The sequence below is a fragment of the Streptomyces sp. NPDC052043 genome (assembly GCF_044548235.1).
Lineage (GTDB): Bacteria > Actinomycetota > Actinomycetes > Streptomycetales > Streptomycetaceae > Streptomyces.
The window spans coordinates 475,088-489,360 of sequence record NZ_JBIUBT010000001.1 but is presented as its reverse complement, the minus strand read 5'-3'; the positions used below and the strand labels follow the sequence as shown (position 1 = coordinate 489,360).

Annotated in this window: 13 protein-coding genes; 7 read left to right on the top strand and 6 right to left on the bottom strand. The window is 69.7% G+C overall.

All coding sequences use genetic code 11. The features are described 5' to 3' along the window. Positions 1 to 30: 30 nt before the first annotated feature. Entirely contained in the window at positions 31 to 498 is a 468-nt protein-coding gene (locus ACIHCX_RS02160; RefSeq protein ID WP_400025725.1) for an RDD family protein, read from the bottom strand. 206 nt (positions 499 to 704) lie between these two features. Between ACIHCX_RS02160 and glnA the strand changes: the two genes are divergently transcribed. Both glnA and ACIHCX_RS02150 read left to right on the top strand, forming a co-directional pair. Beyond that, the gene (gene glnA, locus ACIHCX_RS02155) at positions 705 to 2,114 is read left to right on the top strand and encodes a type I glutamate--ammonia ligase (protein WP_400025724.1); all 1,410 of its coding nucleotides are present in this window, start codon (positions 705 to 707) and stop codon (positions 2,112 to 2,114) included. A gap of 113 nt (positions 2,115 to 2,227) precedes the next feature. Continuing rightward, positions 2,228 to 3,025 (top strand): alpha/beta fold hydrolase, encoded by a 798-nt coding sequence (locus tag ACIHCX_RS02150; protein ID WP_400025722.1) that lies wholly within the window; start codon positions 2,228 to 2,230, stop codon positions 3,023 to 3,025. Positions 3,026 to 3,239: 214 nt separating this feature from the next. Here the strand turns inward: ACIHCX_RS02150 and ACIHCX_RS02145 are convergent, their stop codons facing one another. Continuing rightward, positions 3,240 to 6,473, bottom strand: coding sequence for a S8 family peptidase (locus ACIHCX_RS02145; RefSeq protein WP_400025720.1), 3,234 nt, complete (start codon positions 6,471 to 6,473; stop codon positions 3,240 to 3,242). A 362-nt stretch (positions 6,474 to 6,835) separates the two neighbouring features. Between ACIHCX_RS02145 and ACIHCX_RS02140 the strand changes: the two genes are divergently transcribed. After that, positions 6,836 to 7,213 carry a nuclear transport factor 2 family protein gene (locus ACIHCX_RS02140; RefSeq protein ID WP_012895409.1) on the top strand — a complete coding sequence of 126 codons (378 nt, stop codon included), beginning with the start codon at positions 6,836 to 6,838 and terminating at the stop codon, positions 7,211 to 7,213. Between the two features lie 177 nt (positions 7,214 to 7,390). On the opposite strand, the gene ACIHCX_RS02135 is transcribed toward ACIHCX_RS02140, so the two are convergent. Both ACIHCX_RS02135 and ACIHCX_RS02130 read right to left on the bottom strand, forming a co-directional pair. After that, positions 7,391 to 9,022 (bottom strand): protein kinase, encoded by a 1,632-nt coding sequence (locus ACIHCX_RS02135; RefSeq protein ID WP_400025719.1) that lies wholly within the window; start codon positions 9,020 to 9,022, stop codon positions 7,391 to 7,393. Positions 9,023 to 9,369: 347 nt separating this feature from the next. After that, on the bottom strand, positions 9,370 to 9,684 hold the full coding sequence (locus ACIHCX_RS02130; RefSeq protein WP_400025718.1) for a hypothetical protein: 315 nt from the start codon (positions 9,682 to 9,684) through the stop codon (positions 9,370 to 9,372). Positions 9,685 to 10,028: 344 nt separating this feature from the next. Between ACIHCX_RS02130 and ACIHCX_RS02125 the strand changes: the two genes are divergently transcribed. The 4 genes from ACIHCX_RS02125 to ACIHCX_RS02110 all read left to right on the top strand — a co-directional run bounded on the left by ACIHCX_RS02125 (position 10,029) and on the right by ACIHCX_RS02110 (position 13,218). Then, positions 10,029 to 10,286, top strand: coding sequence for a hypothetical protein (locus ACIHCX_RS02125; protein WP_400025717.1), 258 nt, complete (start codon positions 10,029 to 10,031; stop codon positions 10,284 to 10,286). 155 nt (positions 10,287 to 10,441) lie between these two features. Beyond that, complete coding sequence (htpX, locus tag ACIHCX_RS02120) at positions 10,442 to 11,365, top strand: zinc metalloprotease HtpX (protein ID WP_400025715.1); 924 nt, start codon at positions 10,442 to 10,444, stop codon at positions 11,363 to 11,365. 2 nt (positions 11,366 to 11,367) lie between these two features. After that, entirely contained in the window at positions 11,368 to 11,952 is a 585-nt protein-coding gene (locus ACIHCX_RS02115; protein WP_400025713.1) for a hypothetical protein, read from the top strand. Between the two features lie 78 nt (positions 11,953 to 12,030). Then, positions 12,031 to 13,218, top strand: coding sequence for a winged helix DNA-binding domain-containing protein (locus tag ACIHCX_RS02110; protein WP_400025712.1), 1,188 nt, complete (start codon positions 12,031 to 12,033; stop codon positions 13,216 to 13,218). A 51-nt stretch (positions 13,219 to 13,269) separates the two neighbouring features. Here the strand turns inward: ACIHCX_RS02110 and ACIHCX_RS02105 are convergent, their stop codons facing one another. Next, positions 13,270 to 13,584 (bottom strand): hypothetical protein, encoded by a 315-nt coding sequence (locus ACIHCX_RS02105; RefSeq protein ID WP_400025710.1) that lies wholly within the window; start codon positions 13,582 to 13,584, stop codon positions 13,270 to 13,272. 300 nt (positions 13,585 to 13,884) lie between these two features. Further along, complete coding sequence (locus tag ACIHCX_RS02100; protein WP_400025709.1) at positions 13,885 to 14,241, bottom strand: hypothetical protein; 357 nt, start codon at positions 14,239 to 14,241, stop codon at positions 13,885 to 13,887. Positions 14,242 to 14,273: the final 32 nt, after the last annotated feature.

The following is a 14,273-nucleotide window of genomic DNA, read 5'->3' as shown; positions in this document are numbered from 1 at the left end:
GCAGCCGACTTCCGCGGCGGGCGGCTGCGGCTAGATCCGCACCTCCACCGTGCCCGCCAACCGGTCGTGCAGGCCGCGGCCGTCGCGGTCCCAGATCAGGGCGGGAACGGCCAGGCACAGCAGGACCGTGCGCAGCAGGGCGCGCAGCGGCTGGACCCGGCCGGTGCCGAGGGCGACGACGCGCAGGCCGAACAGGCGCTTGCCGGGCGTGAACCCGATCGTGCCGACGGTGAGGACGCCGAGCGCCAGGAAGAGGAGCAGCGCCCAGTTGCTCGTGGCCTGGTGGTAGCCGTGCGTGATCAGGCCGTAGGCGATCCACAGGCACAGCGCCCAGTCGACGGCCAGGGCGCCGAGCCGGCGCCCCGAACCGGCGATCGACCCCGGCCCCTGCTCCGGCAACCCCAGCTCCCGGCCCCGGTAGCCGAAGTCCGCGCCGGCGTCCTCCATGGCCGCGCGCGGCCCGGAAAGCCATGATCCCATTGCTTGCCTGTTGTCCACCCGACCACCGTACTGCGAGGCTGGAATCAGGGGGGTCGGCGGGGTGTCCGCGACCGTGACCACCACCCGAGCCGGTTAACTTCTGCGAAACAATTGGGTCACGCCCGGGAAATCACCCGTCCCTAGGGTCCTCAAGGTGGGCCAGCGCACCGGCCGCACCAACGATCTACCACCCCGGCGGGACGGTCGGGAGTAGGAGGAGCTGGATGTTCCAGAACGCCGACGAGGCCAAGAAGTACATCGCGGACGAGGACGTCAAGTTCATCGACGTCCGCTTCTGCGACCTGCCGGGCGTCATGCAGCACTTCACGTTGCCCGCCGAGGCGTTCGACCCCGACGAGGAGCAGGCGTTCGACGGGTCGTCGATCCGTGGCTTCCAGGCCATCCACGAATCCGACATGTCCCTGCGCGCCGACCTGTCCACCGCGCGGGTGGACCCGTTCCGCCGGGACAAGACGCTCAACATCAACTTCTTCATCCACGACCCGATCACCGGCGAGCAGTACTCCCGTGACCCGCGCAACGTGGCGAGGAAGGCCGAGGCGTACCTGGCGTCCACCGGGATCGCCGACACCGCGTACTTCGGTCCGGAGGCGGAGTTCTACGTCTTCGACAACGTCCGGTTCCGGACCGCCGAGAACGAGTCCTTCTACCACATCGACTCCGAGGCGGGCGCCTGGAACACCGGCGCGCTGGAGGACAACCGCGGCTACAAGGTCCGCTACAAGGGCGGCTACTTCCCGGTCCCGCCGGTCGACCACTTCGCCGACCTGCGCGCGGAGATCTCCCTGGAGCTGGCGAAGAGCGGTCTGCAGGTGGAGCGCCAGCACCACGAGGTGGGCACCGCCGGTCAGGCCGAGATCAACTACAAGTTCAACACGCTGCTCGCCGCCGCCGACGACCTCCAGCTGTTCAAGTACATCGTGAAGAACGTCGCGTGGCGCAACGGCAAGACGGCGACCTTCATGCCGAAGCCGATCTTCGGTGACAACGGCTCGGGCATGCACGTGCACCAGTCGCTGTGGAGCAACGGCGACCCGCTGTTCTACGACGAGGCCGGCTACGCGGGCCTGTCGGACACCGCCCGCTACTACATCGGCGGCATCCTCAAGCACGCCCCGGCACTGCTCGCCTTCACCAACCCGACGGTGAACTCCTACCACCGCCTGGTGCCGGGCTTCGAGGCCCCGGTGAACCTCGTGTACTCGCAGCGCAACCGCTCCGCCGCGATGCGCATCCCGATCACGGGCTCCAACCCGAAGGCCAAGCGCGTGGAGTTCCGCGCCCCCGACGCCTCCGGCAACCCGTACCTGGCCTTCGCGGCGCTGCTGCTCGCGGGCCTGGACGGCGTCAAGAACAAGATCGAGCCGGCCGAGCCGATCGACAAGGACCTCTACGAACTGGCGCCCGAGGAGCACGCCAACGTCGCCCAGGTCCCGACCTCGCTGGAGGCCGTCCTGCGGGCGCTGGAGGACGACCACGAGTTCCTGCTCCAGGGCGACGTGTTCACGTCCGACCTGATCGAGACGTGGGTCGACTTCAAGCGCACGAACGAGATCGCCCCGCTCCAGCTGCGCCCGCACCCGCACGAGTTCGAGCTGTACTTCGACGTGTGATATCACCCCAGGTCAGAGCGGGTATCCGCTCTCCTGGGCCGTCTCTGGGCCGTCGGCCGTGCTCTTCCTCGTTCGGAGGGGCACGGCCGACGGCGCGCTGCGAGGATGCCGATGTGATCATTTCTCATGATGTCGATGGCCCGGTCGATGGTCCCGCGGTGCTCCTCCTGCACTCCTCTGTCTGTGACCGTCGGATGTGGGACCCGCAGTGGCGCCCACTGGCCGAAGCCGGATTCCGCGTGGTCCGCGCCGACTTCCGCAGCTGCGGCCAGTCCCCGGCAGCCACTGGGCCGTACTCCGACGAGGGCGACGTCGCCGCCCTGATGGACGTTCTGGAGTTGGCCGAGGCCGCCTTCGTGGGCTCGTCGTACGGCGGCCGAGTGGCCCTGCGGATCGCTGCCTTGCACCCGCAGCGGGTGACCGCCCTGGCGCTGCTCTGCGCGGGCCGCCCCGGGCACGAACCGGGCCCGGAGGTCCGGGCCTTCTGTGAGGCCGAGGACGCCCTGATCGAGGCGGGCGACCTGGACACCGCGGCCGTCCTGAACGCCCGTACCTGGCTCGGTCCCGAGGCCAGCGAGGAGGTCCGGGCGCAGGTGACCCGGATGCAGCGCAAGAATTTCGCCAACTGGTTCGCCGCGCACCCGACGGAGCAGGACGGGACGGCGCAGGAGGGGACCGGGCACGAGCTGCCGGAGCCCACGCTCGACCTCCGTACGGTCACCGCCCCGACCCTCGCTGTCGGCGGCGCCCACGACCTGTCCGACTTCCGGGAGATCGCGGCCGGACTGTCCGGCCTCCTCCGAGGAGCCCGCCACCTGGAACTGCCCTGGGCGGGCCACCTGCCCTCCCTCGAACGCCCGGCGGAGATCACGACGCTGCTCCTGGACTTCCTGCGTGAGGAGCAGCCCTAGGGCCTCTCGTTCGTGTCCGGCCACAGCCGTGAGCGCCTCGACGCCGTCGCCGCCGAACTCAACAGCCGCCCACGCAAGACGCTCGGCCGGGAAACCCCAGCCGAGCGTCTTGTCAAGCTGATCGTGGCTTGATCAACTCACCACGGTGTTGCCACGACCCCTGGAATCCGCCGGATTACCTCGGCGGCCTTGGGTTACGCCCTATCTTTGTCGATCACTTGCCGTAGTACGCGCTGTAGATCGAGATCACCGAGGTGTTGCCCTTCTTGTCGGTGATCTTGGCGCGGTAGGAGATGGCCTTCCCCTTCGCCGGGTTCTTGACGGTGATCTTGCCCTTCGTGACGGTGACCTTCTTCCAGGTCTTGCCGTTGTTGTACGACACCCAGACGGTCAGCGACTTGAGGTTCTTGCCCGCGGCGGCGCCCTCCACGGTGACCGGGAAGGTGGCCTTCTTGCCCGCCGAAACACGGTTGTCCAGTCCGGTGGTGGCCTTGAAGCGGGCCGAGGAGGCCGGGAGCTGGGACGCGCGCGAGCCGGACGGCTTCTTGGAGCGGAAGGTCCAGGTCGCGTCGATACGGGTGGAGGCGTTCGCGATCTTCGCACTGCGCTTGACCGAGGTGGTCACCTTGTACTGGGCGTCACCAGAGGGAACCGCGAACTCCCCGTACCCGAACAGCGGGTCGTTGTTGGAACCGACCTTGTTGCCGTTGCGGTAGAGGGTGGTCTTCGCCGAGGTGACCACCGAGGCGCCGGCGTGTCCGGCGGAGTCGGCGAACAGCGGCAGCGAGCCGTAGATCGCGTTGCCGCGCCGGAACAGACCGTAGTCCCGGCTCAGACGCGGGCCGAACACCGCCCGGTTGAAGGACTTGGCGTAGGTCTTGCCGCCCTTGAAGACCTGCGGCGCGCCAAGCGTGTAGGACGCCTCGGTGATCGGCCAGCCCTCGCGGTCGTGGCCGCTGTACTGGTCCACGTTCCAGGACCACCGGATGCCGTTGCCCGTCGACAGGTGGAGCGTGCGCGTGCCCGGCAGCTTCTGCTCGACCGGGAAGCCGATGACGGAGTCCTCGGGGAACTCGCCCCAGGTGGTGATGCCGCCGGTCTTGCGGGAGCCGCCCGCGGCGATGGTGTTCTTCACCGTGGCCAGTTCGCGTGTCGCGTAGTGGCGTACCTTGCCGCCCTGGAACCGCTTGACCTTGGCGGTGGTCGCCACGTCGTACTCGGCGTTCGCGCCCTTGGTCCACTGGCCGTTCCAGGTCTGGCTGAGCCCGCCGACGTCTCCGCCGAGGGAACCGGTGCGCAGGTTGGACCAACGGTCGAGGCCGAAACCGAAGCCAACCATCGCAGGGTCGTAGGAGTAGCTGATCATCGCCATGACCTGCCGCGCGGCCTTGTCCGGCACGGTGATGTCGGCTGCCTTGGTGGTCCGGGCGTCGATCGTCAGCGTGAGGTTCTTGGTCACGCTGAGCTTCGGCTGGACCAGCCAGTCCAGGCCGCCCTTGAAGGTGTCGAAGTCCTTCGCGATCCAGGCGTCCACGAGGTAGGTGCCCTTGGGCACGCGCACGGTCGCCGTGCCGGAGCCGCCGGGCACCTCGTAGGCGCGGTCCGCGCCGATTCCGGTGTAGCCGAACAGGACGGTGTTGTAGCCGGTGGTGGGCTTGCCGTCCCGGCCGATGTGCTTGACGGTGACGTCGTACGACTCGACCTCACGCTCCACGGCCGCGGCCGTGCGGACGGTCTGCCCGCCGCCGGTCGCCGTCACGTACGCCGAGTACGCGCCGTCCAGGGTGCCGCCCAGCCGGGTGTCCACGGTCAGGTCGACGGAGGCCTTGTCGCCGGCCGGGACCGTCACCTCCGTCGCGCCGAGCGTGAAGAAGCCGGCCGGGGCGGGCCGGCCCTTGGGGTCGGCGGCCGTCATGGCCAGGCTGAGGGTGACGTCCTCGGTGCCGAGGTTGCGGTAGATCAGCTGCTTGGTGACCGGCTCGTCGTCGGTGTGCGGCCAGGTCTGGGTGGGAAAGCTCACCGACACCGGGTCGGCGATCACGGTCTGCTGGAGCGCCTTGTCGACGGCGATACGGCCGGCGCCCTGCTGGAAGGGGGTGTACGGGCCGCCCTTGGCGGAGCCGGTCAGTGCGCCCTTCAGCTCGGCGTAACCCCAATCGGGGTGCTGCTGCTTGAGGAGCGCGGCGGCACCGGCGACGTGCGGGGTCGCCATCGACGTGCCGTCGATGGTCAGGTAGCCGGCCGGGTTCTCGCCGACCTCCTGGGCGATGAGGCTGCCCTTGGCCGCGGCGGCCGTGATGGCCACGCCCGGCGCGGTGACGTCGGGCTTGATGGCACCGTCGCCGACGCGCGGGCCGGTGGAGGAGAAGTCGGCGAGCTTGTCCTTCTTGTCGACGGCGCCGACGGTGAGGGCGGCGTCCGCGCTGCCCGGCGAACCGAGCGTCTCGGGGCCCTCGTTGCCGGCGGCGATCGCGAAGAGGATGCCCTTCTGGGCGGAGAGCCTGTCGACCGCCTCTTCCAGCGGGTCGATTCCGGGCATGTCCGGACCGCTGAGGCTCAGGTTGACGATGTCGGCACCCTCCTGGGCGGCCCACTCCATGCCGGCGAGGATGCTGGAGTCGTCACCGTATCCGTCGTCGTCGAGGACCTTGCCGTTGAGGATCTTGGCGTCGGGCGCCACGCCCTTGTACTTGCCGCCCGACTTCGCGCCGGTGCCCGCCGCGATGGAGGCGACGTGGGTGCCGTGGCCGAAGGCGTCGTTGGTGTTCTTCGCGGTGGAGAAGTTCTTGGCCGCGATGACCTGGCTCTTCAGGTCGGCGTGGGTGGCGTCGACACCGGTGTCCAGGACGGCGATCTTCACACCCTTGCCGGTGTAGCCGGACTGCCACGCCGTCGGGGCGCCGATCTGCGGCACGGACTTGTCGAGGCTGACCTTGCGGACGCCGTCGAGCCAGACGTGGGCGACGCCGGTGGCGGTCTTGTCCCCGTTGGTGAGCGCCTTCCACAGCTCGGGCGTGTCCTTGACCGGGGTCTGCACCGCGTCCGCGTTCAGCGACTTGAGGGTGCGGCGCAGGGTGCCGGCCTCGCGGACGTCGGCCCGTGCGGTGGTGGCGGCGCCCTGGTAGCCGACGATGACCTTCAGGCCGTTCTTGAGCGACCTGCGGTTGGTGGGCTTGTTCAACTCGGTGATGTCGAACAGCCGTTGGTCCAGCTTGCCGGAGGTGACCAGGCGGGCCGCGTCGGCCGGTACGACGTGGGTGTGCCCGCCGGCCTTGCGGACCTGCACGGGTATGTGTTCGCGCCCCTTGGCCCGCTGCAGGCCGACCACGCGCCCCTTGGCGTCCACGGTGACCCGGTCGCCGGTGATGAGGGTGACGCTGTGGCGGGCGGTGAGCCGGGTGGCGTCGGACGAGTGCGGCTCGGGCCCCGCCGAAGCCGGACTGGTCATACCCGCGGCAAGCGCTACCGCTGCCGCTGTGGCGACCGTGGCCGCGCACGCTCTTTTCACTTGTCTACGCAAGACTCCCCCTGGAGATGAAGTACCGGGCGAATCTCCCGTTCACCCGGTCGAGGGAAATCTCGTACAAGTACGCGTACGCCCCCCGAACATGCAGTATGCCGGGGGCTGATCAACTGCTCAATGGAGAAGCGCAACAATCCGAGAGACCCGCCGTGAGAACCGTGATCTCCTCTCGTCCGGTGCGCATGGGGCGCTTGTGGGGCAGCTGGTGCTGTGACCGGGATGGTTCACGGTGATCGGAAGGCGGCTCGTGGGACGAGCGCACGCGAAACGGCTGGTATTACTGGGGCATGCAGGAAGAGACCGCACGCTCCGCGATCGACACGTTCATCTCCGCGTTCAACGCTTCGGACGACAGCTATGTGACTGCCCTGCTCTCCCAGGCCCTGACCTCAGACGTGGTCTTCTGGGGACCGTTGGGTCGCAGCGAAGGAATCGCGGCGGTCGAGCGGTTCGTGCTGGACATCCGGCGCCACCCGGCGGGGACCGGCACGATGGTGCGCTGCTCAGCGGTGGACATGCCTGACGAATGGGCCCGGTACCAGTGGGTCTTCACCACTCCTGACGGAGGCCCCCGCCTGACGGGAACGGACGTCGTCCATCTGCGACGGAGCCTCATCGACCAGGTCATCGTCTTCGCGGGGGAGATCGAGCCGTCCGCCTCCTGAGTCATCCTTCTGTCGCTGTCCTTCTCCTGAACTTGCCCCTTCGGCGTTCGGGAGCTGCGTTCGCGGTTGTTCAGGCTGCGGTGTTGAGGGGCGGCGCCGTGGTTCGAATCCTGGCGCGGCCGCACTTGGGAGCATCCGCCCCTGACCAGCGAGTTTGGTCAGGAGCGTCGGGACTTCCTACTGCCAGCCCAGCCACACGCCGCGATGGGCCTTGGAGTCGCTGTCCGCCACGGTTTCGAGCTCACCCACCCTGATGTCCTCGGCTTCCCGCTCCGCCGCCTCCACTACCTGGCGGGCTCGGCGCTCGGCGTCGCTCCGCAGTTTCTCTGCTTCCAGGCGGAGCTGTTCCGTGCGGTGCTCGATCTCGGTAAGACGCTGCCCCGCCTTGAACTGTCGTTTCGCCAGGTCGCGCTCGGACTGCTCGCGGCGCTTGGCGAGGTTGGTCTCGAAGTCGGCGGCGGCCTGGGCGGCCTTGGCACGGGTCTCCTCGAAGAGAGCGTCCGCCTCATTCCGCTTCATCTGAGCATCCCGAGTGGCCGCGGCAAGGATGAGGGAGGCCTCGGTCCTGGCTTGCGGGACCTCCATCTCGGATTGCTCGCGGCGCTTGGCGAGGTTGGTCTCGAAGTCGGCGGCGGCCTGGGTCACCTTGGCACGGGTCTGTTCGAAGAGAGCGTCCGCCTCTTCCCGCTTCATCTGAGCATCCCGCGCGGCCGCGGCAAGGATGAGGGAGGCCTCGCTCCTGGCCTGCGCGACCATCTCGGCGCACTCCGCCTCGGTCTGTTCCCTGAGGCGAGCGGCGATTTCCTCTGCACCGTTCCCGGCCCCAACAGGGAGGGCCCCATCGTCGATCAGGATGTGGTCGGGCCCCATGCCCCTCAGGGCCTCGGTCTCGGCAAACGGTTCGCTGAGAGCCAGGTCCGCACCAATGCGTCCGAGAATCGTGCGCGCCAGCGTGTCCGGCAGCCACCCGCGATGGTGGAGCGCGATCGTCGCGTCCGGCGGCGAAACGGTCAGACGTGCGGTCAGGTCCGTCAGGAGGTCGTCCACCGACGGTCGCTCGTCCGGCTCCTTCTGCAGACACCTGGCCAGGATGTCGCGTAGCTCCGCGGGGACCCGGTCCATGACGGCTTCCTGGTGGACGATTCGGAAGAGCAGCGAATGCACGGCTCCGGAACCGAACGGTCCCTCGCCGGTTGCGGCGAAGACCATCATGGAGCCCAGAGAGAAGATGTCGCTGGCTTGACCGACCGGCCGGTCACCGGATATCTGCTCGGGCGACATGAAGGACGGTGAGCCCATGGTCGTGCCGGTCCGGGTGAGCGCGGAGGCCTCGGACACGAGGGCGATGCCGAAGTCGATGACACGGGGACCGTCGGAGGCCAGGAGGACGTTGGAGGGTTTGAGGTCCCGGTGGACGAGCCCGGCTTCGTGGATGGCCTTCAGCGCCTCGACGACTCCTGCGCCGAAACCAAGGACGGAGGCGGTGGGTAGAGCGCCGTGGTGGGCCACGGCGTCGTGGAGTGAGACGCCCGGTATGTAGGCGGTAGCAAGCCAGGGGGGCGATCCGTGCGGATCGGCGTCCACCACAGGAGCGGTGAAGACGCCGCTGACCCGGCGGGCTGCCTCCACTTCGCGGGCGAAGCGGCGTCGGAACTCCCGGTCTGAGGCGAATTGGGGGTGGACCACCTTCACCGCCACAGCGCGTCCACCGGGTGAGCGCCCCAAGTACACGCGGCCCATGCCTCCGTCCCCCAGCCGCCCCGCGATTCGATAGGGCCCGATCGACGTCGGATCGATGTCGCTCAACATCTCCACCCGCCCCCTGACTGCCTTCACCTGCCTGCCTGCGGAAGAGCCTAGACCCGTAGTTGTGGTCCGCATGCTGCCTGGCCGGCCAGGCGAGGATCACGGGTGCGTCGGCCCCGGACCTGCTGGCCACAGCCGTGGGGTCGTCCCCGATCCGCTGCTCCGGCCCGGAACGTGTACGCACGTGAGCCCCGTCCGGGGTGCAAGCACCGGGCCGGGCGTGCCGAGGTAGCCGAGTCAGGACATCACTTCTTCGACGCGTGATCCAGCTGCACTTCGCCGTGTGATCGACAGGTGCCACGATGAGGGCCGCCCCCCGGTGAGGAGGGCGGCCCTCGTTCGTGCTGCCGTCAGCGCACCACGATCACCACCGGGCCGCCGCCGTAGCCGCCGTAGCCGCCGTAGCCGCCGTAGTAGCCGCCGAAGCCGTAGTAGCCGTAGCCGGGGCCGTAGAAGCCGCCGCGGCCGTAACCGCCGCACCAGCGGGACCACCAGCCGCACCCGCCACCCTGGGGGACACCGGCGGAGAGGGTCGCGACATGGGCGGGAGTCGTCGCCGGGGTCGCCGCCGAGGCCGCGCCCGCCGTGCCGACGGCGGTGCCGGCCGCCATCAGAACGCCGACTGCGGACAGGGTGACGAGTCGCCTAGCACGCTGTGCTTTCATGGAAGTACCTTCCTTTCCACCCCCTCGTGCGGTTTCGGGCACGAGAAGAAGGGCCGCGGCCGCAGCGGGAAAGGGTTCGGCGGCGCGGTCGTGGGTGATGCCGCGAGTACTGGCGGCAGGGGCCCGCGCGGGACGCGCTGTCAAGGCCCGTGAGCAGGGATTTCGGCCGACGCCGGGCCTGTTTCCCGGACCGCCGTCCTCACCCATAGAGGCTAGCTTCCCGGCGACCGGGCAGCATCTTGAGCGATCGCTCCACAGCGACGATCGCTTCACAGGACTCCCGTGGTCAGGGGATGATTCCTCGTCGGTATCAAGGACGGATAAGGACCGGAGAGGTTACGGGGATGACCGAGCACGATGATCTGGAGCGCGAGTTCGATCACCGGTGGGCGCGCGCCGCCGAACACAAGGAGCCGTCGGCCCGTGCCCGGATGCTCGCCGCGCGCTGGAAGCACAACCCGCCGGGACCGGTCCCGTTCCGCGCCGACCCGACCCCTGTCGCGCCGCGCCGCTCCTCGTGGATATCCACGGTCGTGGTCCTCGCCTGCGTCGCCGCGGTGATCGTGCTGCTCGGGTACGCCCAGACCCACCGCCACTTCTAGACCCGGGAGGCCGGGGACAGCGGGGAGCGCTCACCGCACGCACACGCGGACTCACAGGCGGCTTTGCCCCTCCTGGAGCTGATCGGGACCCCTTCATGGGCATCCGCAGGTGCACACTGGATGTCGGGACGAGTGCCTGACTGCGGGGTGATGAGATGCAGAGCCGCTTCCGGAGCGACCGACGGCTGACCGTACGTATGGGTGTCACGCTGTTCCTGCTCGGGTTGCTGTACGTGGCGTTCGTGGCCGTGCTGATCGTGCTGCTGAAGTCCTGGGTGCTGGTCGTGGTGATCGCGGCCGGCGTGCTCGCCGCCCAGTACTGGTTCTCCGACCGCATCGCCCTGTTCGCGATGCACGGCCGGGTGGTGGAGCGGGAGGAGTATCCCCAACTGCACGCGGTGGTCGACCGGCTGTGCGCCATGGCGGACATGCCCAAGCCGACCGTCGCCGTGTCCAGCATGGACATGCCGAACGCGTTCGCCACCGGCCGGAACCCGGACAACGCCGTGGTGTGCGTGACCACGGGGCTGCTGCGACGGGTGGAGCCGGCCGAACTCGAGGGCGTGCTCGCGCACGAGCTGTCGCACGTGGCGCACAAGGACGTCGCCGTGATCACGGTGGCCTCCTTCCTCGGGGTGGTCGCGGGTCTGGTCGTACGGTTCGCCTTCTACTCGGAGCTGTTCGGCGGGCGCGGACGCAAGGACCAGAACACGCTCGCCCTGTTCGCCATGGTGATGGCGGTCTCGGCGGCCGTGTACGCGATCAGCTTCCTGCTGATCCGGGCGCTGTCCCGGTACCGGGAGCTGGCCGCCGACCGGGCGGCGGCGCTGCTGACCGGACGGCCCTCAGCGCTGGCCTCCGCGCTCACCAAGGTGACCGGGGACATCGGCCGCATCCCGTCCGAGGACCTGCGCACCGCACAGGCCTTCAACGCCTTCTACTTCACTCCGGCGCTGGGCTCCGAGCCCGGCATCTCCCGGCTGTTCTCCACCCACCCGAGCCTGGAGCAGCGGCTGGAGCAGCTCGCGCGGATCTCCGCCGAGCTGGGCGAGGCCGCGACACCGGGGAAGGCGGGCTGAGGATGGGGCTCCTGGACATTCTGCTCGGCCGTACCAAACCCGTCCTGCCCGACCTGGACCAGCTGTTCGCGCTGCCGTCGGCGGCCGTGACCCTTCAGGCGGCGGCCGGCTTCACGCCGACCGGGCAGGGCGCGGTGTGCTTCGCCACGGTCGAGGGCGCGGCCTTCGAGCAGACGCACCGCGAGGTCCAGGCCCTGCTGGACGCCGACGCCGACCGCGAAGGGCCGCCCGTGGAGCTGTCCCGGGACTCCTACGGCTACTCCTGGCTGGTCTCCCGGCGCTCCCCCGACCAGCTGCCTGAGCTGGTCAACGACCTGCACGCGGTGAACAGCGCGATGGAGGTCAACGGCTTCGGCCCCCAGCTCCTGTGCTCCCTGGCCGGCTTCCACGACGACGCCGACCGGCGACTGGCCCTGGTGTACCTCTACAAGCGCGGCACCTTCTACCCGTTCGCGCCGCTGGCCGGCCGGCAGCAGCGGCGCGACAACCCGCTGGAACTGCGGGTGAAGGCGGTCCTGGCCGACGACCTGCGCATCGAGCCGGACCTGAGCCGCTGGTTCCCGGTGTGGGGCGCCCCCGGCCTGTGAGCGAACGGCTGGATCGAGGGCCCGGTGTCAGTGCTGTCGGGCAGGATGCTGTCAGACACCACTACGGGCGGAGGTCTCATGGGCGGGGAGCCCCGGTACATCGACGTGGCGGAGCGGCGGGCCAGGCTGGCCCTGCGGCACCGGCTGGCCGCCACAACGCGAGCGAAGACGCCGGAGGAGGTCGCTCGGGCGCTGGTGGCACTGCACGGCACGGATCCGGCGACGGTGTACCTGGGCGTGGGCGCCCGCCTGGCGGAGCCCGCAGGGATGGTGCCGCAGACCGAGCGCGCGCTGTACGAGGACCGCACGCTGGTCCGGATGCACGGCATGCGGCACACGGTCTTCGTCTTCCCGGCGGAGCTGACCGCCGTCGTGCACGCCTCGACCGGGATCGCCGTGGCCGCCCGCGCCCGCGCCGCTCTGATCAAGGACATGGCGAAGGCGGGCGCGCCGGACGCGGCCTGGCTGAAGGAGGTCGAGGAGTCGGCGCTTGCCTCGCTGGCCCGCCGCGGGCAGGCCACGGCCGCCGAGCTCGCCCAGGACGAGCCGCGTCTGCGGGAGCAGTTCGCGTACGCGGCCGGGAAGAGCTACGAGGGCGTGCACACGGTCTCCTCACGGCTGCTGCGCGTCCTGGGCGTGGAGGGCAGGGTGGTCCGGGGCCGGCCGCTCGGCTCCTGGACGTCCACGCAGTTCCGCTGGGCCCTCGCGCCCGAACACCCCGAGCTGGATGTCGCCGCCGCCCAGAGCGACCTGCTGCACCGCTGGCTCGCGGCCTGCGGCCCGGCGACCGAGGCCGACCTGAAGTGGTGGACGGGCTGGCGGGTGACCGACGTGCGGCGGGCACTGGCCGCGACGGGGGCGCGGGAGGTGAGGGTGGACGAGGGCACGGCGTACGTCACCGGGGACGACGTCGCCCCGGTGACCGGTCCGGCCGAGCCGTGGACGGCCCTGCTGCCCGGCCTCGACCCCACGGCGATGGGCTGGCAGCAGCGGGACTGGTACCTCGCGCCCCGGCTGCGGCCGGCCCTGTTCGACGGCAGCGGCAACGTCGGCCCGACGGTGTGGTGCGACGGCCGGGTCGTCGGGGCCTGGGCCCAGCGTCCCGACGGCGAGGTCGTCTGGCGGATCCTGGACCGGGAAGGGGTGGGCGCGGAGGCGGAGGCGGCGATCGCCTCGCAGGCGCGGGAGCTGGAGAGCCGGCTCGGCCCGACGCGGGTCACACCGCGCTTCCGCACACCGCTGGAGAAGGAGCTGGCGGCGTCGTAGGCCGGGCCGGGCGCCCCGCTTCCGCGGGGCACCCGGCGTCCGGTGTCCGGGTCAGCGCGAGTACCGCATCAGTGCCCGCACCATGTGACACGTCGTGGCCGACGGCGGGTGCACGCCGATGAGTTCGGCGATACCGCGGATCGTCTCGTCGCGGGCCTGCTGCGGCAGGTGGACGCCCGAGTCGAGCAGGGCTATGGCGAGCCGCATCGCCTTCAGTCGGCGGTTGTGGAGGACGTACCACTCCCGCGGACGTCCCGGCGGCAACGGCCGCTTCGCCACGGGTTCGTAGGGCAGGTCGAGCAGGACGGGACGCTTCGCGGTGGACTGGGTCGGCAACGGCTTCGGCTTCAGTGCGGCAGCGGCCACAGGCATCCTCCTGTCGCGGTGGGAGCGCCGCGCAGGGGGTCCCTGCGACGCTCTCGAACACTGCCTCAATTCTACTGCCGGGCACTGACATCCGGTGAGTCCACGGAGCCCGCAAATGCCCAGGTGAGCACGGGAATTGGCGCCGTGTCACACCAGGTGCGCGAGAGGTACGTGAGACGGCGACAATTCGAACACCACCCTCCGGGCAAGCGCGACGGAGCGATGACATATGGGCGAGTTCCTGCTCCAGGGCGGTGGCTGCACCCGTTGCGTCGGGCGCAGCCACCGGATGAAAGTCGGTCAGCGCAGGTACGTGGAGCCGGGCCGGGTGTCCTGGGCAATCTGGTCCATCCGCTCCTCCTTGCTCAGCGGCCGGTACAGGTACGCCGCGCCAACGGCGGCCGCAAAGGCACAGAACCACACCACGGCACCGGTGACGTTGCTGACCTCGCCCTGCTCACCATCGTCGGAGGCGATCGCGACGTAGACCGCGATCTGGGCGATGCCGAAGCCGATCGCCGCCATGACGTCACCGCCTTTCTTCGTCTTCAACGCTCTCCAGATGAAGGGCAGTTCCAGGACGAACCCGGCCAGCGCGATGGGAATGATCGCCCAGACAACCTGGGCCTTACGGGAGTTCAGAGAAGCCTGGGCCACAAGGCCCTCCTTCTTGGGGTGGTAGGGACTGC

Coding starts and splice junctions, on each gene's coding strand:
- ACIHCX_RS02115 (WP_400025713.1), top strand. CDS start 11,368: ATGGGGCTCCTGGACATTCTGCTCGGCCGTACCAAACCCGTCCTGCCC.
- ACIHCX_RS02135 (WP_400025719.1), bottom strand. CDS start 9,022: ATGTTGAGCGACATCGATCCGACGTCGATCGGGCCCTATCGAATCGCG.
- ACIHCX_RS02145 (WP_400025720.1), bottom strand. CDS start 6,473: ATGACCAGTCCGGCTTCGGCGGGGCCCGAGCCGCACTCGTCCGACGCC.
- ACIHCX_RS02110 (WP_400025712.1), top strand. CDS start 12,031: ATGGGCGGGGAGCCCCGGTACATCGACGTGGCGGAGCGGCGGGCCAGG.
- htpX (WP_400025715.1), top strand. CDS start 10,442: ATGCAGAGCCGCTTCCGGAGCGACCGACGGCTGACCGTACGTATGGGT.
- glnA (WP_400025724.1), top strand. CDS start 705: ATGTTCCAGAACGCCGACGAGGCCAAGAAGTACATCGCGGACGAGGAC.
- ACIHCX_RS02130 (WP_400025718.1), bottom strand. CDS start 9,684: ATGAAAGCACAGCGTGCTAGGCGACTCGTCACCCTGTCCGCAGTCGGC.
- ACIHCX_RS02125 (WP_400025717.1), top strand. CDS start 10,029: ATGACCGAGCACGATGATCTGGAGCGCGAGTTCGATCACCGGTGGGCG.
- ACIHCX_RS02140 (WP_012895409.1), top strand. CDS start 6,836: ATGCAGGAAGAGACCGCACGCTCCGCGATCGACACGTTCATCTCCGCG.